General features: G+C 66.4%; 20 protein-coding genes. 9 read left to right on the top strand and 11 right to left on the bottom strand.

What is annotated here, in order from left to right; translation table 11 throughout:
- Positions 1–70 precede the first annotated feature (70 nt).
- On the top strand, positions 71–865 hold the full coding sequence (locus OG933_RS18015; protein ID WP_171398987.1) for a class II aldolase/adducin family protein: 795 nt from the start codon (positions 71–73) through the stop codon (positions 863–865).
- A gap of 132 nt (positions 866–997) precedes the next feature.
- Here the strand turns inward: OG933_RS18015 and OG933_RS18010 are convergent, their stop codons facing one another.
- Positions 998–1,933: a DUF4429 domain-containing protein gene (locus OG933_RS18010; protein WP_362517735.1), complete on the bottom strand. Its 936-nt coding sequence runs from the start codon at positions 1,931–1,933 to the stop codon at positions 998–1,000.
- Between the two features lie 201 nt (positions 1,934–2,134).
- Between OG933_RS18010 and OG933_RS18005 the strand changes: the two genes are divergently transcribed.
- From OG933_RS18005 to OG933_RS17985, 5 genes are all read left to right on the top strand, one after another.
- Positions 2,135–3,424: a hypothetical protein gene (locus tag OG933_RS18005; protein WP_362268672.1), complete on the top strand. Its 1,290-nt coding sequence runs from the start codon at positions 2,135–2,137 to the stop codon at positions 3,422–3,424.
- 219 nt (positions 3,425–3,643) lie between these two features.
- Positions 3,644–4,165: a DoxX family protein gene (locus tag OG933_RS18000; RefSeq protein WP_405627832.1), complete on the top strand. Its 522-nt coding sequence runs from the start codon at positions 3,644–3,646 to the stop codon at positions 4,163–4,165.
- A gap of 194 nt (positions 4,166–4,359) precedes the next feature.
- Entirely contained in the window at positions 4,360–4,566 is a 207-nt protein-coding gene (locus OG933_RS17995; RefSeq protein WP_405627831.1) for a hypothetical protein, read from the top strand.
- The gene (locus OG933_RS17990) at positions 4,550–5,080 is read left to right on the top strand and encodes a DUF6879 family protein (RefSeq protein ID WP_405627830.1); all 531 of its coding nucleotides are present in this window, start codon (positions 4,550–4,552) and stop codon (positions 5,078–5,080) included. Before OG933_RS17995 ends, OG933_RS17990 begins: the two co-directional genes overlap by 17 nt.
- Complete coding sequence (locus OG933_RS17985) at positions 5,064–5,906, top strand: helix-turn-helix domain-containing protein (RefSeq protein ID WP_405627828.1); 843 nt, start codon at positions 5,064–5,066, stop codon at positions 5,904–5,906. The genes OG933_RS17990 and OG933_RS17985 overlap by 17 nt, the downstream gene beginning before the upstream one ends.
- A 655-nt stretch (positions 5,907–6,561) precedes the next feature.
- On the opposite strand, the gene OG933_RS17980 is transcribed toward OG933_RS17985, so the two are convergent.
- The 7 genes from OG933_RS17980 to OG933_RS17950 form a co-directional block, all read right to left on the bottom strand.
- The gene (locus tag OG933_RS17980) at positions 6,562–7,527 is read right to left on the bottom strand and encodes a hypothetical protein (RefSeq protein WP_405627827.1); all 966 of its coding nucleotides are present in this window, start codon (positions 7,525–7,527) and stop codon (positions 6,562–6,564) included.
- Between the two features lie 386 nt (positions 7,528–7,913).
- Positions 7,914–8,039: a hypothetical protein gene (locus tag OG933_RS17975; protein WP_405627826.1), complete on the bottom strand. Its 126-nt coding sequence runs from the start codon at positions 8,037–8,039 to the stop codon at positions 7,914–7,916.
- A 489-nt stretch (positions 8,040–8,528) separates the two neighbouring features.
- Positions 8,529–9,146, bottom strand: coding sequence for a hypothetical protein (locus tag OG933_RS17970; protein ID WP_405627824.1), 618 nt, complete (start codon positions 9,144–9,146; stop codon positions 8,529–8,531).
- A gap of 306 nt (positions 9,147–9,452) precedes the next feature.
- A complete protein-coding gene (locus tag OG933_RS17965; protein WP_405627823.1) occupies positions 9,453–9,995 on the bottom strand; it encodes a hypothetical protein in 543 nt (180 codons plus the stop codon).
- A 1,457-nt stretch (positions 9,996–11,452) separates the two neighbouring features.
- Positions 11,453–12,997, bottom strand: coding sequence for a recombinase family protein (locus OG933_RS17960; protein WP_405627822.1), 1,545 nt, complete (start codon positions 12,995–12,997; stop codon positions 11,453–11,455).
- 328 nt (positions 12,998–13,325) lie between these two features.
- Positions 13,326–13,571 (bottom strand): hypothetical protein, encoded by a 246-nt coding sequence (locus OG933_RS17955; RefSeq protein ID WP_362517729.1) that lies wholly within the window; start codon positions 13,569–13,571, stop codon positions 13,326–13,328.
- Entirely contained in the window at positions 13,558–15,255 is a 1,698-nt protein-coding gene (locus OG933_RS17950; RefSeq protein ID WP_405627820.1) for a PspC domain-containing protein, read from the bottom strand. The genes OG933_RS17955 and OG933_RS17950 overlap by 14 nt, the downstream gene beginning before the upstream one ends.
- Before the next feature lie 143 nt (positions 15,256–15,398).
- Here OG933_RS17950 and OG933_RS17945 point away from each other — a divergent pair, with 143 nt between their 5' ends.
- Together OG933_RS17945 and OG933_RS17940 are read left to right on the top strand one after the other, a co-directional pair.
- A complete protein-coding gene (locus OG933_RS17945) occupies positions 15,399–16,727 on the top strand; it encodes a PspC domain-containing protein (protein WP_405627819.1) in 1,329 nt (442 codons plus the stop codon).
- On the top strand, positions 16,724–17,470 hold the full coding sequence (locus tag OG933_RS17940) for a response regulator transcription factor (RefSeq protein ID WP_362517722.1): 747 nt from the start codon (positions 16,724–16,726) through the stop codon (positions 17,468–17,470). Before OG933_RS17945 ends, OG933_RS17940 begins: the two co-directional genes overlap by 4 nt.
- Positions 17,471–17,524: 54 nt before the next feature.
- On the opposite strand, the gene OG933_RS17935 is transcribed toward OG933_RS17940, so the two are convergent.
- Entirely contained in the window at positions 17,525–18,604 is a 1,080-nt protein-coding gene (locus tag OG933_RS17935; protein ID WP_405627818.1) for an NlpC/P60 family protein, read from the bottom strand.
- 460 nt (positions 18,605–19,064) lie between these two features.
- On the opposite strand from OG933_RS17935, the gene OG933_RS17930 reads away from it, so the two are divergent.
- The gene (locus OG933_RS17930; protein WP_054242407.1) at positions 19,065–19,421 is read left to right on the top strand and encodes a hypothetical protein; all 357 of its coding nucleotides are present in this window, start codon (positions 19,065–19,067) and stop codon (positions 19,419–19,421) included.
- On the opposite strand, the gene OG933_RS17925 is transcribed toward OG933_RS17930, so the two are convergent.
- Positions 19,399–20,406 (bottom strand): tellurite resistance/C4-dicarboxylate transporter family protein, encoded by a 1,008-nt coding sequence (locus OG933_RS17925; RefSeq protein ID WP_405627816.1) that lies wholly within the window; start codon positions 20,404–20,406, stop codon positions 19,399–19,401. The two genes, OG933_RS17930 and OG933_RS17925, sit on opposite strands and share 23 nt — an antisense overlap.
- A gap of 282 nt (positions 20,407–20,688) precedes the next feature.
- Positions 20,689–21,870, bottom strand: a complete 1,182-nt coding sequence (locus OG933_RS17920) for an NlpC/P60 family protein (protein WP_405627815.1) — start codon at positions 21,868–21,870, stop codon at positions 20,689–20,691.
- Positions 21,871–21,897 lie beyond the last annotated feature (27 nt).

Below are 21,897 nucleotides of genomic sequence, written 5' to 3'. Positions count from 1 at the left end.
AACGGCTCTGCCCTTTTGCACTGACCGACGGTAACTTCCGCGTCGTAAAGCAACCAGTGCTGGAGGACCGATGCACGGGCCCACGCCGCCTGCCCCCCTGCCCACCGACCGGCTTCAGTTCGCGATGCCGCCGATGCACGACTCGGTGGAGGACGAGCGCCGACACCGCAAGGAACGCCTGGCGGGCGCGGTACGCATCTTCGGGCGGCTCGGCTTCGAGGACGGGGTCTCGGGGCACATCACCGCCCGCGACCCGGAGTTCGACGACTGCTTCTGGGTCAACCCGTTCGGGATGCCCTTCAAACACGTCACCGTCGGCGACCTGGTGCTGGCCAACGCCGACGGACAGGTCGTCGAGGGCCGCTACCACGTCAACCAGGCGGCCTTCACCGTGCACGCCCAGGTGCACGCCGCCCGCCCGGACGTCGTCGCCGTCGCCCACTGCCACTCGGTGCACGGCCGTGCCCTCGCCGCGCTCGGTGAGCTGCTCGACCCCATCACCCAGGAGAGCTGCGCGTTCTACGAGGACCACGCGCTCTACGACGCCTACACCGGCGTGGCCGTCGACGCGGAGGAAGGACGGCGGATCGCGTCCGCGCTCGGCTCCCGCAAGGCGCTCGTGCTGCGCAACCACGGGCTGCTGACGGTCGGCGACTCGGTGGACGCGGCCGCCTGGTGGTTCCTGTCGATGGAACGCTCCAGCCAGGTCCAGCTGACCGCGCGGGCGGCGGGCCGGCCCGTCCTGATCGACCACCGGGCGGCGGTCGCGACCAGGGAACAACTCGGCGGCGACCTCGTGGCGTGGATCAACTACCAGCCGCTGTGGCAGGACATCAGCCGGAGCGAGCCGGACCTGCTGAGCTGAGCCCCGCCCCGGCGGTCGTGTCCGCAGCCGGTGTCCGCATGCCGTGTGCTGAAGGGGGGCCGTGTGCTGGACGGAGACCGTGTGCTGGACGGCGGCCGCGTGCTGGACGGCGGACGCGTGCCGGTGCGCGTTCTAGAAGCCGCGCAGGACGACTGCCTTCGTCCGGGTGAACTCCTCGTCCGTGAGCACCCCGTCCCGGTGCAGCTCGCCCAACTCGCGCAGTCGGCGCAGCAGGACGTCGTGGTGGTCGGACGGAGGCGGGACGGACGCCGCGAGCCCGCGCCCGCGAGCCGGGTTCCCGTACTCGCGTACCTGCTCACGTTCCTGGTCGCGCTCGTGCTCCCGCTCCGTACCCGTGTGGGTGGAGGGATGTGGGAGACGGGCGGTGACCGCGGTCGCGACCAGGGCCGTCAGCAGGTCGCGGCTCACGTTCCCCCACAGGTCCAGGGCGTACGGGTCCTTCTCGGCCGGCAGTTTCGAGAACACCGTCTCGCGGGTCACGAACCGCAGGAAGCCGTCCTCCAGGCCGGAGTTGGGCAGCCACTCGACCCGCACGACATCGCCGACGTTGATCACGCGCGGGCCCGTCGCCCGCTTCACCCGGTCCGAGGTGTCCGCCCAGTCGACCCGCACCTGGGTCCCGTCGAAGGAGACCGTGCCGTCGGAGGAACGCACGGAGACCGGAACCGGCGGACCCGGCAGGAGGTAGGCCTTGGTCGGCTCGCCCGGGACCTGGTCGAGGAGCAGCGCGTGCCGGATCTCCTCCGCGAGGTACTCGGCGACCCCGGAACGGTCCACGTCCACGGTGAGCCGGTAGGGATCGGCACGGTCGGGGAGCCGGCCGCCGGTCGCGTGCAGCAGCGGATCCGCCCCTTCGCGCAGCCGCATCCGCAGCCGCCCGCGCTTGCGTTCGGGCTCGTAGACGATCCCGGCGACCGCCTCCAGGGGCACGGTGATCTCCCCGTACGTCTGCCGGAACAGCGGTACGGAGCGGTGGAGTCCCGGGGTGATCCTGACCGATGTGCCGTCGAAGGCCCAGGTCCCGTCACGCTGGATGATCTCGGCCATACGGAAATTCTCGCAGTCGGGTCAACACGGCCCTGCCCGCTTCACCCGCGCTGACCAGACCTGCCGGGAACAAGGGGTGTGCCGTAGGGCACAATTCGCTGTCATTGCGGGGGAGTTGTTCACAGTGCGGCGGCCGGGATCCGGACAGGGTCCTTCGAGGGTCGCCATCCGATCGGGTCGTGGGGAAGGCGGGCGTCGGACATGGCGGTACAGGAGGCGAGACAGGGCACCGAGTCGAGCAGGGGGCCGGGCACTCACGACGGGGGCTGTACCTGCGGCGACTGCCCGCACGGGGCCCGCGCGGGACACCGGCGAGCGGTGGCGGAGTTCCTGGTCCAACGGGACGGGTTCGCGGCCGGGCACGGCCTGCCGGCCGCCGTCGCCCACTCCGTCTCGGCCTCCCGCCAGTGGGTCTCCGAGGAGCTCACCCAGTCCGCGGAGCTCGTCGCCGAGCGCGGCCGCGCCGAGGGCGAGGCCTGGCTGTCCCGCCTGTGGCTCCGCACGGCGGTCACCGTGTGGGTGTCGGTCGTGGCGCTGTTGCTGGTGCAGTCCCTGACCGCCATCGGCGCGGGCTGGACCGACGCCCGCACCGCCGGACTCCTCGCCGCGCTGGTCGTGGCCGGCGCGCTGACCGCCGCCTCCTGGTTCCACCGGGCGCGCGGCGGGGCCCTCGCCCCCGTGATCGGCGAGGACAACCGCCTCTCCACCTCCCGCGCGGTCGCCGTCGGCTGGGTGCTGCTCGTGGCCTACGCGGTGCTGGTCCTGGTGGGCCGGCTCGCCGCCGCCTCCGGCCACGCCGAACGCGACGCGCTGCTCGCCGGGCTCGATCTCTCCCGCGGCGCCGGCGTGGTGACCGTCCTCGCCGTCGTCTGCGGGATCGCCGTGCTGGTGCGCCGGGTGGTCGGCCTGCGGGTCCTCGGCCAGCGGCTCCAGAAGGTCCGCGCCCACCGCCCCCGGGCCGCCGACCTGCTGACCGACGACGCCGGCCGCGGTACCTTCGCCGACATCCAGTACGTCGTGATCTGCGCCGTCGCCCTGGCCTTCGCCGCGGTCCGGCTGGCCCGCCGCCCCGACCAGCTGCCCGACCTCCCCTGGGGCCTGGCGGTCGTGGTCCTGGTCTCGGCCGCGACCTACCTCGCCGGCAAGTACGCGGAGGGCGGCCGCCCCGTCATCCTCTCCGTCGTCCGCTCCCGCGAGGCCGGCGACCTCGACGCCCCGATCCGTACCGGCGACGACATCGAGATCCGCGGTGCCGGATTCGTCCCGCCCGGCGCCCAGACCGCCGACCGGCTCTCCCGCATGGTCGTCCGCATCGGCCCGGTCCATGTGCACGTCCCCCTCGTGCCGGTCACCGGTGGATTCAGCAACCCCACCGACGCCGTCCTCACCGTCCCCGTCCCGGCGGACGTGGAACCGGGCCGGGTGGACGTACAGGTCGTCACGGCCGCGGGTGCGGAGACCAACCGGTACGCCATCGACGTCACGGACTGAACCGAACCGAACCGGATCGAACCGGACCGAACGGGACCGAACAGTGGGGGTGGAGGGGACCCCTCGGGCTCGGGTGGGCCGACGGGCCGGAGTGAATCGGTCGGGCGAAGTGAACCGGTGGTGCCGAGAGCTCGTGCAAACAGTTGAGCGCACCCCCCATTTCGTACGTATGGTCTGTTGAGGGGTCCCACCACTCCGGGCGAGAGGCGGCTACGGGCGATGACTCATGGCATGCGGACGGATACCTACCCCCCCTATCTCGACGGCGGCGGCCGCGACTGGCGGGACACCGCCACCCGGTACGCCCTCCTTCCCTTGCGCATCTTCCTCGGCGTCACCTTCATCTACGCCGGCCTCGACAAACTCACCGACGGTGCCTTCCTGAAGGACAGCGGCGCCGGCTCGATCGGCGACACCATGCGCGCCGTCCGTGACTCCTCGGCCATCCCGGCCCTGGTCGACATGGCCCTGAAGAGCCCCGTCGGCTTCGGCTACGCGATGGCCTTCGGTGAACTCGCCGTCGGTATCGGCACCCTGCTGGGCGTCCTCACCCGGCTCGCCGCGCTCGGCGGCGCCCTGATCTCGCTCAGCCTGTGGCTGACGGTGAGCTGGGCCTCGGACCCGTACTACTACGGCAACGACCTCCCGTACATGTTTTGCTGGGTGCCGCTCGTACTGGCCGGAGCCCCCTACCTCTCGGTAGATGCCCTGATCAGGAGGCGGAAGCGGCCACGTTCCTAGCTCTTGGCCAACAGTCGAGCCCCTGGCGTCCGCCGGGGGCTTCTGTGTGTCTAGCCGGGGGGCGCTCCGCCTGTCGGTCGACCGCAGAGATACCCGATTTCGCGAATATTGGCCCGGCCGCATGGACGCCACTCGGGCCCCCTCGTACGGTCAAGGCAGACGCCCCAACAGGGGCCAGCCCATGGGGAGTTCAGATGCCACGCGAGGGGTTGACCCGACTGACCGGCAACGGCAACGGGGAGTGCGGTCAGGACGACTGCCCGAATGTCTACCGCACCGCTTCAGGCTCGTTCGTCGTCCAGGGGGACGTGTCCGGGGCGTTCCAGCCGCCCGAGGGGGAAGGGCTCGTAGAGATCCCGGAAGCCGTCTTGAGGGAGGCCGTACGTGCTCTTGGCTGGTGAGCAGTGGGCAGCACGGTTCGAGGGCTTCACGCGGGAAGCCTGGCGACTGGAGACCCTGCCGCAGTACCTCATGCCGTCGGAGACCGAGGAGTTCGCAGCGTTCCGCTCAGGGGCCCGTATCGACCCTCTGGCGGTCTCGAACGACTACACCGACCGGCTACGCCGACAGGTGACCGAGGGGCGCTCACAGGGCCGCGTACACGTTGTGACTCGGCCTCTCTCCGACTACCTCAAGTTCGAGTTTCACCGCTACTACCGTGCTCACTCGGTGGCCGGTGAAGACATTCGCATTCTCGATGTGACCGACCGGGAAAACCCACTCGCCGGTGTCCAGGACTTTTGGATGTTCGATCATGCCGAAGTGGTGCTGATGAACTACCACTCAGACGGACGGCAGATCAGCCGCGAGATATTCGAGGGTGACGTGACTCCGTTCATCGAATACCAGCGGATCGCTGTAACTGAGTCGGTGCCCTTCGAGGAGTACGTGAAAGGTCTTGACGCTCGAACCTGAACGACTGGGTCAGTCCAGATCAGACCTAGCCGAAGCAATGCGCACGCTGCGGAAGCGGGCCGGTGTCACCCAAACGGCGCTGGCTCGCCGCTGCAACCTGTCACAAACCAAAGTCAGCAACATTGAGAGCGGGAGACTCACTCCTGCTCTAGTCGACGTTGAGCTGATATTGGATGCCCTTGGGGCCGAGGGGCCGGAAGTCGAAGAACTCCTGTCCCTTGCTCGTACTGCAAATACCGAGTGGCAGGATCACTGGTCCTCTCGCCGTCGAGGGCTGGACAAGAAGCAGAACGAGCTAGCGAGGCTCGAAGCGGCCTCGACGGAGTTTCGGTTCTTCCTGCTGTCCATGGTCACCGGCCTACTCGCGACGCCCGAATATGTACGGGCCAGCATTGCCGACGTTCCTGGGGATCAGTCAAAGACCATCGCTAAGAAGCTTGAGCGGCAGAGTGTCTTGCTCAACACCGAAAAGTCGTTCACGTTCATTCTGACGGAACAAGCCGTTCGGTGGCCTCTGTTGCCGCCCCTGGCAATGGCTATGCAACTCGACCGCCTAGCGTCTGTCTCCCGGCTTCCTAATGTGCGCCTAGGGGTTATCCCTCTCACCGGCCACGTGCCGGAAACTCCCCTCAACACGTTCACTCTGTACGACCGAAGGCTTGCCACCGTCGAGACAGGCACTGGGGCTTTGATCTTGCGTGATCACCGTGATGTGACTGCATACCGAGAAAGCTTCGAGCGGTACGAGACCCACGGAGTGTTCGGGGAAGACTGCCGAGAAATGTTGTCCGGCTGGGCCAAGGAATTTACCCGACCACGGAAATAAACGGGTCATCCTCGCTCGACGTCCGCAATGATTGACCCACGGACAGACGGCGCGGGGAAGGCAACCTGATGAGCACACCGGCACCGGCCGAAACGACGGACGCACGCCAATGGGAATACGTGACCTACGCCCCCAGGGGCGAGACCTGCCCGGCCTGCTTGAGGCCGATCAAGTCTCTTGAACGTGTGCGCCGTGGTGTCATTGAACGGCAGTCCGCAGGGCCGTACACGATTTATGTTCACATCGAATGCCCGAGGAGGTAGCGGCCATGCTCGGTCCGATCGCACCATTCATGCCCGTGACGATGCTGAACCCTAAATTTCCGAGGGAGGCGAAGACGAATAGGACCGACCTTCCTCCGGAAAGGGGGCGGCCCGCAAACCAACAGCAGCCGTCCCCCACAAACAAAGAAGAGGCCCCCGGTTAGGTCCGGGGGCTTCCTCGTTTCACCACATGAACTTCAGCGGAGTGTGGTAGTCACTATCGATACTCCAATCGAGAACCGACTCCGAATCACTCGGGTCCATTCCTCCACGCCCCAACCTGAGATCATCGAATTCCGGCTCTATCTCCTGGGGCGGAAGCATTACTCCGCGCTCTTGAGCCCGTCGCTTCTGAACCCACTCTCGCGCCTCATTCATGGCGCCATTCTCACTCACTTGAGTATCCCGCCACTGGCAATGTAGTGCGAGTAATTCGCGTTGTCGGCATCCTGCCACTTCTCTTCAGAGGTCCGACTATCCTCTCGCTCTATCTTTGCCTCAGCAGAACGCAATGCGTAGTGAGCCTTGTCGTCCTCATCCAACTGGGACAGCCTGTAAGCCTTAGGCTCGTGCTCCTGGAGAATGGATACAGCCTCTCGGATGGTCGGCTTGTAGTCCTGCTGCTCAGCGAACCCATTGAGGCCGCCATACACGCGCTCGGCCGGGGCCTCGAAGGGGATTCCGTACTCGTCTCCGAACGCATGCGGAAGCTTCGAATTGATGCTCTCGATAGCAGACAGCGCAGTATTAACGAGGTCCACAGCCTTACGGTAGTCAGCCCACCGCTTGTCACGCTCCTTATCAGCCCAGGCTCGGTAGGCCTGGCTGGCGAACAGACGGGAATACTCGTCCTGGAGAATGGCAGCTTCGATTTCCGCCTTGCGAACACCTGCCGAGATAACAGCCTCAAGCTTGTCAAGCGCCCTGTGTCGCGGGGAAAGGTCTTCGGTCTCGAAGTCCGGTGCTTCCTTCCCGTCCTCGATAGACTGGGTAAGGGCCTTCTGGTAATCAGACTCAGCCTTACGGAGAGAAGTAACGGCCGCATTGAACTCCACCATCTGAACCGTGTGAGAATCGATCTGCTTGCTCACGTAATCGAGGGTCTTGTTCAGCTTGGCTCCAGCTTCAATCACTCCACTGTCATCTGTAGGGTGATCGAAGTAAGCCGATGGAAGCTCAGGGCAGACGTAATCCTTCCGCTTCGTCGGATCGGAAAGGTACTCGACCTTGGCTTCAAGAAGTCGGTTCCTGCGCTCCAGTTCCGAAATATGTCCCTGGTTCGCAGGGGCCCTATTGAAAGCCATATCGGGAATGTCGTTGAAACGCTCGGGTTCATAGCTGGTCGGGTTGTATGTCATGTCAGTTGGTCTCCTTCAGGATCTCGGCCGCAACTAGGGCGGCCTTCTCGCTCTTCCTCAGTGCTTCTCGTTCGTTCTGTGCACGTTTCCGCGCTTGCCTTTCAAGCTGGAGGCGTTGGAGCCATCCTCGGAATCCCCGTTCGACCAGGCCGAGGTATTCCCCTGCCGGACGGCTGTAGACGCGCACTGCGCCGTCTGGGGAAGCGACCAGGGTGAAGCCAACAGCGCTGCTATTGGTCCCGATAGGGGCGGCGGGAATCACGTGGTGAAGCACCGGGGCCGAGTAGGTGAGCCACACCGGTATCCGATCGGTGCTTTTCGCCAGTCCTGGATCTCGGTAGAAGACCGCTCGGGCTCCCTTTGGTTCGAGCAGTCGGGGCGTAGCGTTACTCGTCATCTCCGTACCCCTCTCGCAACTGCGGATGCCGCTGAATCATGGCGATCATGTCGGCGTAAGAATTCATGGTCTTCGCCCGGAAGGGCTCTTCAGTCTCAGTAATCTCTTCACTCATGGCTCTTGCTCCTGTCTCGGTGGTTATGCGGCGTGACGGGGAAACGTCATTCGCTGGTTCTTGGACGACCACGCTCGGAAGTACTCACGCTGACACTCCCGGCAATATGGCTGTAGGCCTGACGAATGGGTCGGGCTCTTATTGAACTCAGTCAGCGCTTTGTCGTGCTGACATCTAGCACACGTCTTCACTGGGCCTACCTTTCTATGATTTGGCAAAGCTCTATGGCCCAAAAGGGAAGGCCCCCGACTCGAAAGCCAGGGGCCTTCCCCACCATGAACAACGGCGGAGCCACACGAACCTTGTTACGGAGAGAAAGAAGATCGAGAGAACTTGAGAGAGGTCATCTGATCCCTTCACCTTCTACCAATAAGTGCCAGATCGATGTCAGCGCTTCCTTCGGGGAAGATTGGACTTACGTCATGCGATTTCCGACCGGTCGCCGCCGGCCCTGACCATCCGTCAGGTTTCTGGGACGAACATAGACGGCTAACGAACACGACGAGGAAGGTTGCCGGACCTCCAGACCGCTCTGTTTTGTTCATACTGATCAACATTCGATCCACTGTCGTTCGAGGGCTTGCTAATCCACTTGGCCTTGTCGGCAGTCAGGCACACAGTGCGATCCGAAACCAACCCTCGAAGAAACTCGGGAACCGGCAGGCTAACCACTACCTCGCTCTTCGGCCTGTAGCTCAGGTTCCTATGAGTCTCGATCGATATGCCAGCCGCACGAAGGCTCTCAGTCCGGCTTTTAGCGGGTCTCTGGTGCTTCGGGCACCACTTCCGAGGGCGGCCCCGTCCCCGTCGCTCAGAGGGGCCGTACAGCTCTTCCATGCAAGCCCCAGCCGCATCCCTCCACTGGCAGTAATGGATGACCTCAGTGGACCGGGCTTCCCCCTGGATAGTGAAGCCAGTGTTAGTCAGGTTCAGGTCTAGAAAATCTTCGATTCCTCCTGCAAGCCAATCGGCTGAGGCGCAGACCGGGGACGAGTCCTCGTTCCGCTTGGACTCGGGGACCATCTGGTCTACCCATCCATTCTTGGTGAGGATGGCGGTAGCCGCATCGTCCAGCTTCTCGGTCTTGGTCTTCTTCTGCTTGCTCATGGGTTGGCTCCTGATTAATAAGGCTGACGGTGGGTTGATCCGTTCGGGATCAGATCTACATAGAGGCCAGCTCTGCCCGCTGGCCGATAACAAGTCATCCATCTGAGGATGACGAACATCTATCGGGAACTCTTACGGTTCCCTTGCATCTGAGATAGAGATATCTACGTAGCCGCATTTGTCGGCTTACTGCTCGACCCTCAGTCGAGCTACCTATATCTATATGCTCAGAGCTTTAGGCTCTGAGCTTTACTCTTACTGCTTCCTACTTAGTTCCCCCTCCAGGGGGAACATGGAGACCTGAAGTCACACCAGTGAGTCATCAAAGGTTCCTTGGTAGGTCTCAGAGTTCAGGAGTGCACTCGGGACCGACAGGCGTAGCTCCTTTACCCGGCCACTCTTCCGGCCGGTCTCGATGAAGAACCCCATCTTCTTCAGTAGCTTTCGGGTTTCAGTCCCTGGGTGGTTGTTCCCTGTGTATCCGAGAGATTGGGCAATGTCTTTGTCTCCTCGGTGGGTGCAACCGGTACGACCGTTCACACTTCGGATGAGAACGAGAGTCCAGAGAAGGTGTTCCCGATTGAACTGATCTCCGTAGTTCTCTGCAATCCAGCCGCCTGGACCGAACTCATCAATCAACATGCGAGAGACCAGCTCCTTGACGTCGTACGTAGCCTTCACCGCTCGGCCGTTCGGTATCGGTGTTTCAGGGCCAGTCGTCTTATTGGCCTCCTCGGGCCGGAGGTCGGGAAGACGTCGGTCTTCCAGGGGAGTCGCAGGTTCAAAGAAGGTCGAGCAAGGATCGAAGGGCGTGCAGCCGAGAGGGACTGTGCAGTCGTGAGTGTTCATGTGTTGGCTCCTTGGGCATGAAAAAGGGGCCAGTCGAAATGACTAGCCCCTGATGGGTTCTCGTTATATTGGATTGTTGGGTCGAGCTGGTCGTCCGGCGGAAGCTCAGATCAAATAGAACATCAAGGTTTAGATGAAACTAGCGGTTGGCGCTATGGCTGATCGTGTGGGCCACGGATACCGGAACCCCCAGACGTTGCAAAGTTTCGAATATCTCAGGCTGACTCAGCCCCTGCTTGTGCAGCACTTCGGATAGCTCGGCGGCTAGAGCGTCTCGGCATTCTCTCGGGTTCATCTGCGGGAACGGCAAGCCTGACCTCCGGTTTGCATTGATGCGACTTGGACAGTTTTAAGGCAGGCTAAAGCGCCGTCGAGTTTCCAGCCGGTTTCGACTGGGGTAGGTCGGCCGATGAGTCTGACCACTAGGTAAGACACGAGGGCAGCCTGAATGGTTGTACGGAGTCTCTGTGATCTGGGTCTCAGACTTTTTTAGGTGGACCACCTAACTAAGTAACTAAGTAACTAAGTAAGTGGGAGGGTGAATTTCAGGTAAGGGGTGTTTTCCAGCTGCCTAAGAGCAAGTATCAATAACTGCCCATGAGTTGACGTCCCAAGCCAGGGAGTACGGCCGTCGGCATAGGGGGGGACCCCTTCTTTGACCTGGATCGAGTGGCCGGGACGGTTGCTCAGCAAGACCCCTGGGGATCGGCCCCTTCGGCATGTCTGGGGTAATGGCTTGTCGGCAAGACCCCCGGGGCCCTGTGTCGCCCCCTGCCGCCATCTCAGGGCCTCCCCAGCGCCCAACCTGACTCCGGGGTCTTGAGCCGTCCAGCGGCCCCCTTGTGGCCCGTCCTCCGGCACCGATCGTCTACCTACGTTGAGTGGCTTTGGTCTGCCGTGTCGGCAACGTCGTGAGCTTCGATCTGAGAGGCCGAGAGAAGAGAGCGAGAGTGCCAGCCCGAAGGTTGGGAGAAAGGAGCTTAGGCAAGCGCTCAGACTTGTTTGTCGATGATGTCGACGGAAGCTTTAGCAGCACTCGTTTCGTGGTGTTGCTGAGAGTGCTTGTGAGTGCTCATATGGGTCCAGGGGGTGGGGGGAGGGTCTGCCTATGAGCGTTTCCCGATCGGAGCGTGAGAGAGGCTTCCAACGCGTACGGGTCCTCGTGGCCTTGGGGGGCAATAAAGAGAGGTAATTTAGGCGTGTGACTACAATCACGGGGGCTTGGTATTACTGGGCGAGAGGCGCTTTTTGCTGAATCTGTCCACATCCTGGATTCCTTATTTTCCGTGCGGACATGAGAAAACCCCCGACCGAGTGCCGGGGGTTGTGTAGGGCTCAGATGACCCATTCAGGTCCAGTGTCGGTGATGAAAGCAGCCCTTCTGTGGATTTGTCAGAGCCCTTGAGGCAACAGAAAGGCCCGACCGAGCGGGCCGGGCCCTTACTTGCTGCTATTGGTCAGTGAGCTGTGAACGGTTCCGACAGATTCCCTAGGTCTACCTCTGCGTTGAAGTCGAGGGTATTCGAGACTCCCGGCTTTTGGGGATTGAGTCGGATGCTGATTCCTGCCTTCAGTAGATGCCGTGTCCTCTCAGCCTCATTGTTCTTGTTGCGTTCCCACATGTGGCGGAATGTTTCCCCGGTATCCCGGAACTCGTAACGATCCGGCTTGTCTCCCTCTACTGACAGGGAATCATGTTCTTCGAATAGAGCAGCAATCTCGGCCTCAGTGGAGGTCTTGGCGAACCCGGCTGAGTTCCTGCCTCCCGGCCTAACGGACTGCTGTAGCTCCTGGACGTAGGACTCAATCTCTCGGAGCCTCTGAGTGTTGCTAGATCCCTTTACGTAGATCCTCTCGAACATGGGGAATTCTCCGACTACTCCCAGGACCATGGTCTCTACGATCTCCCGAACCTTCTCAGCACGGAATGCGTATCCCGTTCCGCAGGACTTTCGATTGGCCGCAGCATTACAGCGGTACACCGGCTTGCCCTGCTGCCTCTCCGGATTGAATAGGTAAAGGTTCCGGCCGCAGCCTCCACACAGGACAACCCCCCGATAGGCAGTCGTGTTCTTTGTCGTGCGTCGAGCGGAGCTAGGGCGATTCTGCATTTCCTCTTGCAGCTTGACCCACTCTTCGTCTTCGATGATGGGATCAGCCATCCTGATTTTTCCCTCAGCGGTGAGGATCGCTTGAGACCTCCCGTACTTTTTTCCGGGAACCTTCACTTCCTCGCACTTCCAGCCGAGGATGGTTTCAGACTGGAGGATGGAGGTGATGGAACGGGGCCGCCAGATGGGAGGCTGAACACCTTGTTCCTTTCTCCGATTGGACATGCGCTCTGCCCCTGGAGAGAGGACACCTCTCTCGTTCAGGTCATCGGCTATCCCTGAATAGGACTCACCGGCAATCACCCGCTCATGCAGTTCGCGGATTACCTTCTTCTGGCTCTCCCGAACCTGGAGATACATTGCCCCGTCTTCTCCACGGTAGGTCTCGTAACCGTAAGGAGGATTTCCCTTGGCCCAGACATTTTTGGTTTTGGCGTACTTCTGAAAGCTCTTGACCCTCATGCTGATGTTCTGGGCTTCCATCTCAGCAATGGCCGCAAACAGATCGATGATGACATGGCGGAAAGGGCCCACCATGTCGAGGACGGGTTCCTTTACGGAGACCAGTGCCTTACCGCCATGCTCAGATGCCCACCTAATCATGTCCTGCATGTCGACCACCTTGCGAACAAAGCGGTCCATCTTCCAGAAGAGAATCAGATCAAACTCAGGTGCCTTATTGTTGAGCCACTCGCCGAGTTCTGGTCTCTCGAATGGGTGAGACTTGGTAGCGGAGATGTGGGCATCCTTGGCTACGCCCACCTCCACCCACCCGAGGTGTGCCCTCTCTGCGACGTGCTGTCGGCAGTCCTGTAGCTGCCTTTCCAGGGAGGTAGAGGCGTCCGTCTCGTTGCTGATCCGTAGGGCGATCAGGACCCGTACTTGCTTCACGGGGGAGGACCCTACAACAGCGGTACGCCAGTGACCTCGCCTACCTGATGGCCTGGCTGCCCCTGGTTCTCGCCGGCGCCCCCGTCCTCTCCCTCGACGCCGCCTGGCGCTCCAGGCGGCGACAGCGAGCGGGAACCAGGGGCAGGTAGGGCCTACGCCCGGACGGCCCACCGCGACGCGTGGATCGTCCGGCCGGCCGGACTGCCCGTCTGCCCCTCCGCCGGTCTGCCCCCCCGCCCGTCTGTTCCTCCGCTGGTGAGCCGGTCAGCCCGTCTGCCCCTCGGCCGGTTGGCCGGTTGGCCGGTTGGCCGGTTGGCCGGTCAGTCGATCAGGCGGCCGGGTCCGGGCCGGTCTCGGCCGGAGTGGTCCGGTGGGACGGGCCTCGTCGTCTGCGTATGCTCCTCGCCACGACGCCCGTCGCGCCCGCCAGACAGAGTCCGGCCGTGACGACCGGGATCACCACGAACCACGGCGTCTCCCAGAGGCCGCCCGCGTCACCTGCGTAGATGACGCCCGCGAGGGTGAAGAAGGCGCCGGCGACCAGCCTGCCGGGCCGGAACTCATGACGCAGCACGGGCCACCTCCGCCTGTCCCACGCCGACCTGGAGGTCGAGGTCGATGGTCCCGGCGTCCTTGGCGCCCGAGACCGGCGACAGGGTCACCTCCTTGTGCTTGCCCGGCTGCACGTCCACATCCTTCTCGTCGTCGCCCGGCAGCTGGATGTCTCCCAGCCCCACGTCGATCCTCACCTTCACGGTCACGTCCGGCGGGACGATCACCCGCAGTCGGCCCGCCCCCACCTCGGCATTGGTGCTCACGGTCTGTCCCTTCGCGAGTTGCAGCCGGGACAGGTCCAGGGTGCCGTCCCCGGTGCCCAGGTCGTAGGCCGTCCGTACGTCCGCCACCGCGGCGGGCTGCCACACCGTGTCGATCCAGTGCGTCCCGATGTCCTTGGGCAGGACGGCCGTACCGGCCAGCAGACCCGCCGTGACGATCGCCAGGAAGACCGAGCCCGCTCCGGTCCGCCCCAGGAACGAGCTGACCGCGATACCCACGCCGAGCACGATGAGCGCCGCCGCGAGCCCCGCCTGCAGGCTGGTGCCGAGCGGGTGGTCGTCCCAGGTGAGCCGGGTGACGAGGGCGGCCGCGAGAACGGCGAGCAGGAAGAGCCAGCCACCGATCCAGCGCGGGCCGCGCGGTCCGGCGTACGGCCTGTGCAGGGTGCGTATGTCCTCGGGGCGGCGCGTGTGGCCGACGAGGTCGACGTCGATGGTCTCCGTGATGTCCCGGGCCCGGGCGTCCCACGGGCCCCACAGATAGCCCGTGCCGCCGTCGTGGGTGCCGTCCTTGACGATGGGGTCGCGCCACCAGGAGGGGTAGGCGGAGGGGGCGGGCGGTGCCTGGGCCTCCGGCGGGGCGTCGGCCACGGCCTGTGCGGCCAGCGGGTCGGGGTCCGAGGCGTCCCGGTGCCGTGACCAGTAGCCGGCGCCCGCGAGGAGGAAGGAGACGACAACGGCGAAGGTCAGCACGCTGCCGTTGTTCAGCATCGACAGAAACACCCCGCAGCCGACCAGCGCGAACAGCACGGCCGCGAGAGCCTGGCCGTCGACCCGGCCGGTCAGGAGCTTGCGCACCTCGTTCTGCTCGTTGTCGGAGTAGGGGACGAAGAGCCAGGCGAAGCCGTAGAAGATGAGGCCGATGCCGCCGGTCGCGGAGAGCACGGCGAGCGTGATCCGGAAGATCACCGGATCCATGTCGCACTGCCGCCCGAGGCCCGCGCACACCCCGGCGAGCACCTTGTGCTCCCGGTCCCGCCGGAACCTGGGCGGAGGCCCGACCGCTTCGGCCGCTTGCGGTGCCCGGGGACCACCCGGTCCGCGGCTTCCCCCCGGGCCCGGGCCTTCTCCCGGCCCTCGGTTTCCGTCCGGCGAACCGTCGTCGGATTCCGTCCCGCCGTTGGTTGCCGCGCCGGTGCGGGCCGCCGCCGCCGCGGCGGCGGTCGCGGCCTCGGTGGCCGCCTCGACCACTGTCCTGTCGTCGGCGTCCGTGCCCTCGCCGGTATTCGTGCCCGCGTCCGGGCCGGAGCCCTCCGACGGGTCGCGTCCCGCGCCCTCTCCCTGTTTCTCGTGCGCGCCCGCCCGCTCGTGCGCGCGAGGTTCCTCACCCGCGGCGCCCCGGGCGCCGGAGGACGGGGCGGCCGCGTCGGGCGCGGTGCCCCCGTCGGGCACGGCGTCCGCGGCGTGCTGGTGATCTGTCATGAGTCCATGGTGGCGGGCGAGCCGCCCTCGCGGCAGTCGGAACGACCCTGGTCGGACCCTGATATCGGCCCTGATCCGGGGCGGGGGAGGCGTTCGACGGGCGAGGACCCCGGAGATCAGGGGAGTCTCGGGGGCGAACCCTGATGCCCGGGACCGGCGCCCGTGTGACCATCGTTGGCATGCCGGAAGCCGCAACAGTGCCACTCGTCGAACCGCGGCCGCCGCGCAAGCTCTACCGCAGCAGTGACGGACGCTGGCTCGGGGGCGTGGCGCGGGGGCTCGCCGGGCATCTCGGGCTGCCCGTGGTGTGGGTGCGGCTCGTCTTCGCCGGCCTGTTCATGGCGGACGGCCTCGGCGCCCTGCTCTACGCGGCCTTCTGGTTCTTCGTGCCGCTCGGGGTCGGCGGGGTCGGCGGCCAGAAGCCCCCGGCGCTGGTCGGCACCGAGACCGCGCCCGACGGCCGTCGCAGGCTCGTCGCCCGCAAACCGGACAAGGGGCAGATCGTCGCGCTCCTCCTCATGGTCGTCATCGCCATGGTCTTCGTGGGCAATGTGAATCTGGGCAGCGGCGCCAAGGCGTATCTGCTGCCCGCCGTACTCGTCGGCGCGGGCGTCGCCCTCGTCTGGCGCCAGGCGGACAACGCGCGCCGGGCCCGCTGGGTCGAGGTCGGCCGCAGACGCCGTACGCTCACGCTCCTGCGCGCGGGCGCCGGCGTCCTGCTCGTCACGGCCGGCGTCTCCGGCATCTTCGTCCTCCAGGGCTCCGCCGCCCACCTCGGCTCCGTGCTCCAGGCGGCCCTCGCCGTCCTCGTCGGCATCACGCTCCTCGCCGGCCCCTACCTGGTCCGTATGACCCAGGACCTCTCCGAGGAGCGCCTGATGCGCATCCGGGCCCAGGAGCGCGCGGAGGTCGCCGCACACGTCCACGACTCGGTGCTGCACACCCTGACCCTGATCCAGCGCAACGCGGAGAACGCCGGGGAGGTGCGCCGCCTCGCCCGCGCCCAGGAGCGAGACCTGCGCACCTGGCTCTACAAACCCGAGGGCACCGGCAAGGAGGAGGCCGACGAGCCGACCACGGTCGCCGACGCGGTGCGGCGCAACGCCGCCGAGGTCGAGGACAAGCACGGCGTCCCCATCGAGGTCGTGGTCGTCGGCGACTGCCCGCTCGACGAACGGGTCGGGGCACAGATGCAGGCCGCGCGTGAGGCGATGGTGAACGCGGCCAAGTACGGTGGCGAGGGCGGCGCCGTGCAGGTCTACGCCGAAGTCGAGGGCAGGACGGTCTTCGTGTCCGTCCGGGACCGCGGACCCGGCTTCGACCTCGACTCGATACCCGCCGACCGCATGGGCGTCAGACAATCGATCATCGGCCGCATGGAGCGCCACGGGGGCACGGCGCGACTGCGGGCCGTCCCGGACGGCGGCACGGAGGTCGAACTGGAGATGGAGAGGGCGGAGAAGACGTCATGAGCGACCCGACCGACACGAACAGCACAGGGGGAGCGGCGGAGGCGGCCGAGCCGGCGCAGTCCTCCGGCGGCGGCACGGGCGGGCGCCATGTGCGCGTGGTCCTCGTCGACGACCACCGCATGTTCCGTACGGGAGTGCAGGCCGAGATCGGCCAGACCGAGCAGACCGGCGTCGAGGTCGTCGGCGAGGCGGCGGACGTAGACCAGGCCGTCACGGTGATCACCGCGACCCGGCCCGAGGTGGTCCTCCTCGACGTCCATCTGCCGGGCGGCGGCGGGGTCGAAGTACTGCGCCGCTGCGCTCCGTTGATGGCCGACGCCGAGCGGCCGGTGCGCTTCCTCGCCCTGTCCGTCTCGGACGCCGCGGAGGACGTGATCGGGGTGATCAGGGGCGGCGCTCGCGGCTATGTCACCAAGACGATCACCGGCACCGACCTCGTGAACTCCATCTTCCGGGTGCAGGAGGGCGATGCCGTGTTCTCGCCGCGACTCGCCGGGTTCGTGCTCGACGCCTTCGCCTCGACGGACGCTCCGCCGGTCGACGAGGACATGGACCGTCTCACCCAGCGCGAGCGCGAGGTGCTGCGGCTCATCGCCCGGGGCTATGCCTACAAGGAGATCGCCAAGCAGCTCTTCATCTCCGTCAAGACGGTCGAGTCGCATGTCTCGGCGGTGCTGCGCAAGCTCCAGCTGTCCAACCGGCACGAGCTGACCCGCTGGGCCACGGCACGACGGCTGGTGTGAGGGACGGGCTGCCTGACTGGGCGTGCCTGACTGGGCGTGCCTCACCGGGCGGACTCACACGACGCGTGTCGCGCCCGCGAACGGCATCTCGTCGATGGGTGCCACGCGCACCGGAGCCGACGGGTTCGGTGCGTGGATCATCTGGCCGTCGCCGATGTAGAGGCCGACGTGGGTGATGCCGGAGTAGAAGAACACCATGTCGCCCGGGAGGAGTTCGGAGCGGGAGACGCGCTGTCCGGCGCCGATCTGGGCGTAGGTGGTGCGGGGCAGGGAGACGCCGGCGGAGCGGTACGAGGCGAGGACCAGGCCCGAGCAGTCGAAGGCGTTCGGCCCGGTCGCGCCCCACACGTAGGGGCTGCCGAGCTTGGAATAGGCGTAGGAAACGGCATCTGCGGCACGGGAGTTGGGGGCTCGGTCGGTGGTTGTGCCGGGGGCCTGGAGGCCGTCGCGTCCGTCTGCCGAGGAGCGTGAGGCGCGGCCGCTCGCGGTGCCGCCGCTCGTTTCCTCGCCGATCCGGGACCGATCCGCCGCCGTCAGTTGGCTCAGCAGGCGGCGCGCCGCGTCGAGTTTGCCGGTGATCGTCTTCTTGTGCGTCTTCAGCTCGGCCTGGCGCGTCTTGAGCGAGGTCAGTTCGACACGCGCGGCGCCGCGCAGCTGCTCGATCTCCCGCAGCTGTCTGCGTACTCGGGTGACGGCGGCCGACTGGCGGTCGCCGGCCCGTTCGGCGAAGGCGGCGCCGTCGAGGTAGCGGTCGGGGTCGTCGGAGAGGGCCAGTTGCACGGCCGGGTCGAGCCCGGTGCTGCGGTACTGCGCCGCCGCCATCGAACCCAGCGTCTCCCGCGCAGTGTTGAGCTTCTCCTCCTTGCGCGCCGCCTCGTCCCGCAGACTCTCCAGTCGCTGCTCGGCCGCCGTCGCCTTCTCCCGGGCGCCGTTGTACTTCTCGGTGGCTTCCTCCGCCTCCTGGTAGAGCTTCGCCACCTTCGCCTTGACCTGGACCGGAGTCAGGTTCGGTTCGGCCTGTCCGGTCCCGTCGAAGGCCGTCGCCGTCGCGGCGCCCGCGAGAGCGAGGGTGAACGCCGTGCGGGCCGTCTGGCCGCCGAGCGAGCGCTGTCGGGGCTTGCGGTGCGCTGCCACGTGGGACTGCACGTCCTTTCGTACGACCGCCTCATCCGTCCGTACAGCTGCCGGAGAGCCGTCGGGGGAGCGGACGGACGGCCCCGGAGGGCGGTTGACGCGTCCGGCGACGGCCCGCACAGGGGGAGCGGGACGCCGCCGGACCTTCTCGGCGGTGGTGGCCGACTGCCGCCCCTGGCCCGGGCGGCGGTGGGGAGCCGGTCACCTGGGGGAGGACGCTAGGCCCGGCTGTGACAGTCCGGTAACGCGAAGTGCGGAAGTGACACGAGCGGACCACTTCATGATCACAAATGCCCGAAAGATCGGACCCGGGCCGTCGGGTTCGCGCGGCGCGTTGACCGAAACGGCTATTTCGAGACAAGTGAAAGGGGCCAGATGCTATGGGGCGCATATATGCGGCTTGAGCCTTGGCGGAGAGCGGCTGTCGGGACACCTCCACCGCGCAATAGCATCCGGCCTCATGAACTTACTCATTCATCTTTTCGTCGGCCTGCACATCATCGGCATCGCCTCGCTTCTGGGCGGCTACCTCACGCAGTTGAAGGCCCTGGGCGGCCAGGACACGGCCCGCTTCACCCCCTTGATGCTCCGCGGCGCGGTGACCATGCTGGTCACCGGTGTGATCCTGGTCAGCCTCAACCGGGCGGACGACCAGGACGTCGACAATGCCAAGATCGGCGTGAAGCTTGCTCTGCTGATCGTGATCCTCGCCCTCGTCTATGTGAAGCGGGACGAGACGGCGGTGAAGAAGCCCCTGTTCGCCCTGGTCGGACTGCTGACCGTGACGAACATCTTCATCGCGGTGCTCTGGACCTGAGGGAGACGCGGGCCGCGGCCAGGGCCGCCACGGCGACGGCCAGCCAGGCCGCTGCCGCGACCCACAGCAGCACCTCTCCGGGTCCCTTCAGCGACGGCACGTCGACAGCGGCGGCGACGGACAAGGTCGCCGCCGCCGTCATGCCCATCGGGAACACGGTCGCCCAGCGGCACATGTCGTAGCGCGGACGCGGCCACCGCACCTCGGCGAGGAGCAGGACGGCGTACCAGGCCAGGGCGAGCACCAGCAGCGCCACGGTCACCGTGCGCAGGACGCCGGTGTCGTCGGCGTTCCACAGGTACAGGCCCCCGTCGTCGGCCGCGAGGAGACCCGCCCCCGCCAGCGCCGAGATGGCGAGCGCGCCGCCCGCCACCCACTGGTCCCCGGCGCCCTCGGCCACCTGCCGCAGGTCGAAGAGGGCCAGGGCGACGCCGTAGAGCACGAGCCCGAGCCAGAACAGCACGAGCGCGGTGTGCGCGAGCCAGGCCACCGCCTCCGCCTCCGCGAGGACCGCTCCCTGCACGGCGAGCCCCTGGGTGGCCACACAGCACAGGAACACCACCCCCGGCATGCCCCGCCTCCACTGCCGTACGACGGTCACGAGCAGCACGGGCCACAGCACCGCCGCCAGCGCCAGCAGCGCCTCGGCGAGGGTGTGCCGGCCGAGCGTGGAGACCCGCGTGCCGAGCACGGTCGTCGCCGCCACCGCGTTGAGCGCCCCGGGCATGCCCGCCTCCGTCAGCCACCGCTCGCGCTTGCGCACCAGCCGCACGATGAAGTCCGCCGCCAGCGCCACCCACGCGACGCCCGCCATCGCCAGGGTGACGCGGGACAGGACGTCGTATCCCGTCAGGTGCAGTCCGATCGACAGGACGCCGGTCGCCATGACCGCGGCACCCGCCGCCGGTGGCCGCTGCGCCCACCAGACGTGGAGCGGGGAGCCGGGGGAGGGGGCCGGCGACGGGAGGGCGTGGGAGCCTGGCATGCGGCCGATGCTAAGGAGCACGGCGCGCTGCGGAAGCGGGGCACGCGCGCGGGCGCGCAGAAAAACGCGCGGGTGCAGGGCGAGGGGTGTGCGCAGGTCCGGGGTGCAGGGCGAGGGGTGTGCGCAGGTCCGGGGTGCAGGCGAGGGGTGTGCGCAGGTCCGAGGTGGGGGTGCGGGGGTGTGGGCAGGCCCGGGGTGGGGTGCAGGGGGTGGGGTGGATCATGTCGCTCGAGAACGAAGCCCCACGCGCGCGTGCTCCCGTGTCCCGGGTGCCCTTCGTCCTCAGGTCGGGCGTACGACGCTGTGGATGCCCGACTCGCCGTCGTAGAAGACGGACTCCTCGCGGACGTACGCGCCCGGCTTCGGGGCGTGGATCATCATGCCGTTGCCGATGTAGACGCCGACGTGGCTGACGTCGTCGTAGAAGAAGATCAGGTCGCCGGGCCGGGCGTCGGCGAGGGAGACCGTGGTGCCCGCGTCCACCTGGTCGTAGGTGGTGCGCGGGAGGGTGACGCCGGCCGCCTTCCACACGGCCTGGGTGAGGCCCGAGCAGTCGTAGGAGTCGGGACCCGTGGCACCCCAGACGTACGGCTTGCCGATCTGCGCGCGGGCGAAGGCGAGCGCCTTCTCGGCCTTGGTGGCGTACGAGGGGTCCTCGGAGCCGGAGCCGGAGGTGGAGGGGGAGGGGGCGGTCGAGGACGACCCCGTGCCCGCCGACGCGCCGCCGCTCTCCTGCTGGGCCGCGGCCTGCTCCGCCGCCTGCTGCCGGGCGAGCTCCGCCGCCTTGCGCGCGGCCTCCTCCTGCCGCTGCTTCTCGATCGCCGCGAGGCGCGCCTTCTCCTGGGCCGTCAGCCGGGACAGCAGCTCGCGCGCCTCACCGAGCTTCTTCTGGACGGCGGCCTTGGCGATCTTCAGGTCGCTCTGCGCGTCGGTGAGCGTCGCGAGGCTCTCGGTGGCCTCCTGGCGCTGCTTCATCGTCGCGGACTGCTCGGTGACGTAGTCGTCGACCGCACCCTTCTGGCGGTCGGTCAGCCGGCTCATCAGCTGGTTCTGGTCGAAGTAGTCCTGCGGGGTGTCCGCGAGCAGGAAGGCCGCCGTGTCGGGCGCGGAGGCGCCGGTGCGGTACTGGGCCGCCGCGTAGGAACCCAGCTCCTCCCGCGCCTCGTTGAGCTTCTGGGTGCGCTGGGCGACGTCGTCCACGAGGCTGTCGGTGCGCTTGCGCTGCTTGGTCGTCTTCTCCTTGGCGGCGTTGTACTTCTCGGTCGCCGACTCCGCCTGGCGGTAGAGGTCGTCGACCTTCTTCTCGACCTCCTCCAGGCTCGGCTTGCCGTCGTCCGACGGAGCGGCGTTCGCCGTCTGGGAGAGCAGGGCCACGGACGTGAGGGCGGCGGTGGCGAGGGCGGGGGTGCGTATCCCCGCCACGCGCGCGCCCGCGGAGCGCGGCTTGCGGTGCTGCGACGCCAAGGGAGGCGACTCCTTCCAGTGCTCCGC

The organism is Streptomyces sp. NBC_00016 (assembly GCF_045040885.1).
In the GTDB taxonomy this organism is placed as follows: domain Bacteria; phylum Actinomycetota; class Actinomycetes; order Streptomycetales; family Streptomycetaceae; genus Streptomyces; species Streptomyces coriariae.
Note: the sequence above shows the minus strand (reverse complement) of the source record. Positions and strands in the feature narration are given on the sequence as shown.

Excerpts from the sequence above, each read along its gene's own strand:
- OG933_RS18015 (WP_171398987.1), top strand. The coding sequence starts at position 71 with ATGCACGGGCCCACGCCGCCTGCCCCCCTGCCCACCGACCGGCTTCAG.
- OG933_RS18010 (WP_362517735.1), bottom strand. The coding sequence starts at position 1,933 with ATGGCCGAGATCATCCAGCGTGACGGGACCTGGGCCTTCGACGGCACA.
- OG933_RS18005 (WP_362268672.1), top strand. The coding sequence starts at position 2,135 with ATGGCGGTACAGGAGGCGAGACAGGGCACCGAGTCGAGCAGGGGGCCG.
- OG933_RS18000 (WP_405627832.1), top strand. The coding sequence starts at position 3,644 with ATGACTCATGGCATGCGGACGGATACCTACCCCCCCTATCTCGACGGC.
- OG933_RS17995 (WP_405627831.1), top strand. The coding sequence starts at position 4,360 with ATGCCACGCGAGGGGTTGACCCGACTGACCGGCAACGGCAACGGGGAG.
- OG933_RS17980 (WP_405627827.1), bottom strand. The coding sequence starts at position 7,527 with ATGACATACAACCCGACCAGCTATGAACCCGAGCGTTTCAACGACATT.
- OG933_RS17975 (WP_405627826.1), bottom strand. The coding sequence starts at position 8,039 with ATGAGTGAAGAGATTACTGAGACTGAAGAGCCCTTCCGGGCGAAGACC.
- OG933_RS17970 (WP_405627824.1), bottom strand. The coding sequence starts at position 9,146 with ATGAGCAAGCAGAAGAAGACCAAGACCGAGAAGCTGGACGATGCGGCT.
- OG933_RS17965 (WP_405627823.1), bottom strand. The coding sequence starts at position 9,995 with ATGAACACTCACGACTGCACAGTCCCTCTCGGCTGCACGCCCTTCGAT.
- OG933_RS17950 (WP_405627820.1), bottom strand. The coding sequence starts at position 15,255 with ATGACAGATCACCAGCACGCCGCGGACGCCGTGCCCGACGGGGGCACC.
- OG933_RS17945 (WP_405627819.1), top strand. The coding sequence starts at position 15,399 with ATGCCCGGGACCGGCGCCCGTGTGACCATCGTTGGCATGCCGGAAGCC.
- OG933_RS17940 (WP_362517722.1), top strand. The coding sequence starts at position 16,724 with ATGAGCGACCCGACCGACACGAACAGCACAGGGGGAGCGGCGGAGGCG.
- OG933_RS17930 (WP_054242407.1), top strand. The coding sequence starts at position 19,065 with ATGAACTTACTCATTCATCTTTTCGTCGGCCTGCACATCATCGGCATC.
- OG933_RS17925 (WP_405627816.1), bottom strand. The coding sequence starts at position 20,406 with ATGCCAGGCTCCCACGCCCTCCCGTCGCCGGCCCCCTCCCCCGGCTCC.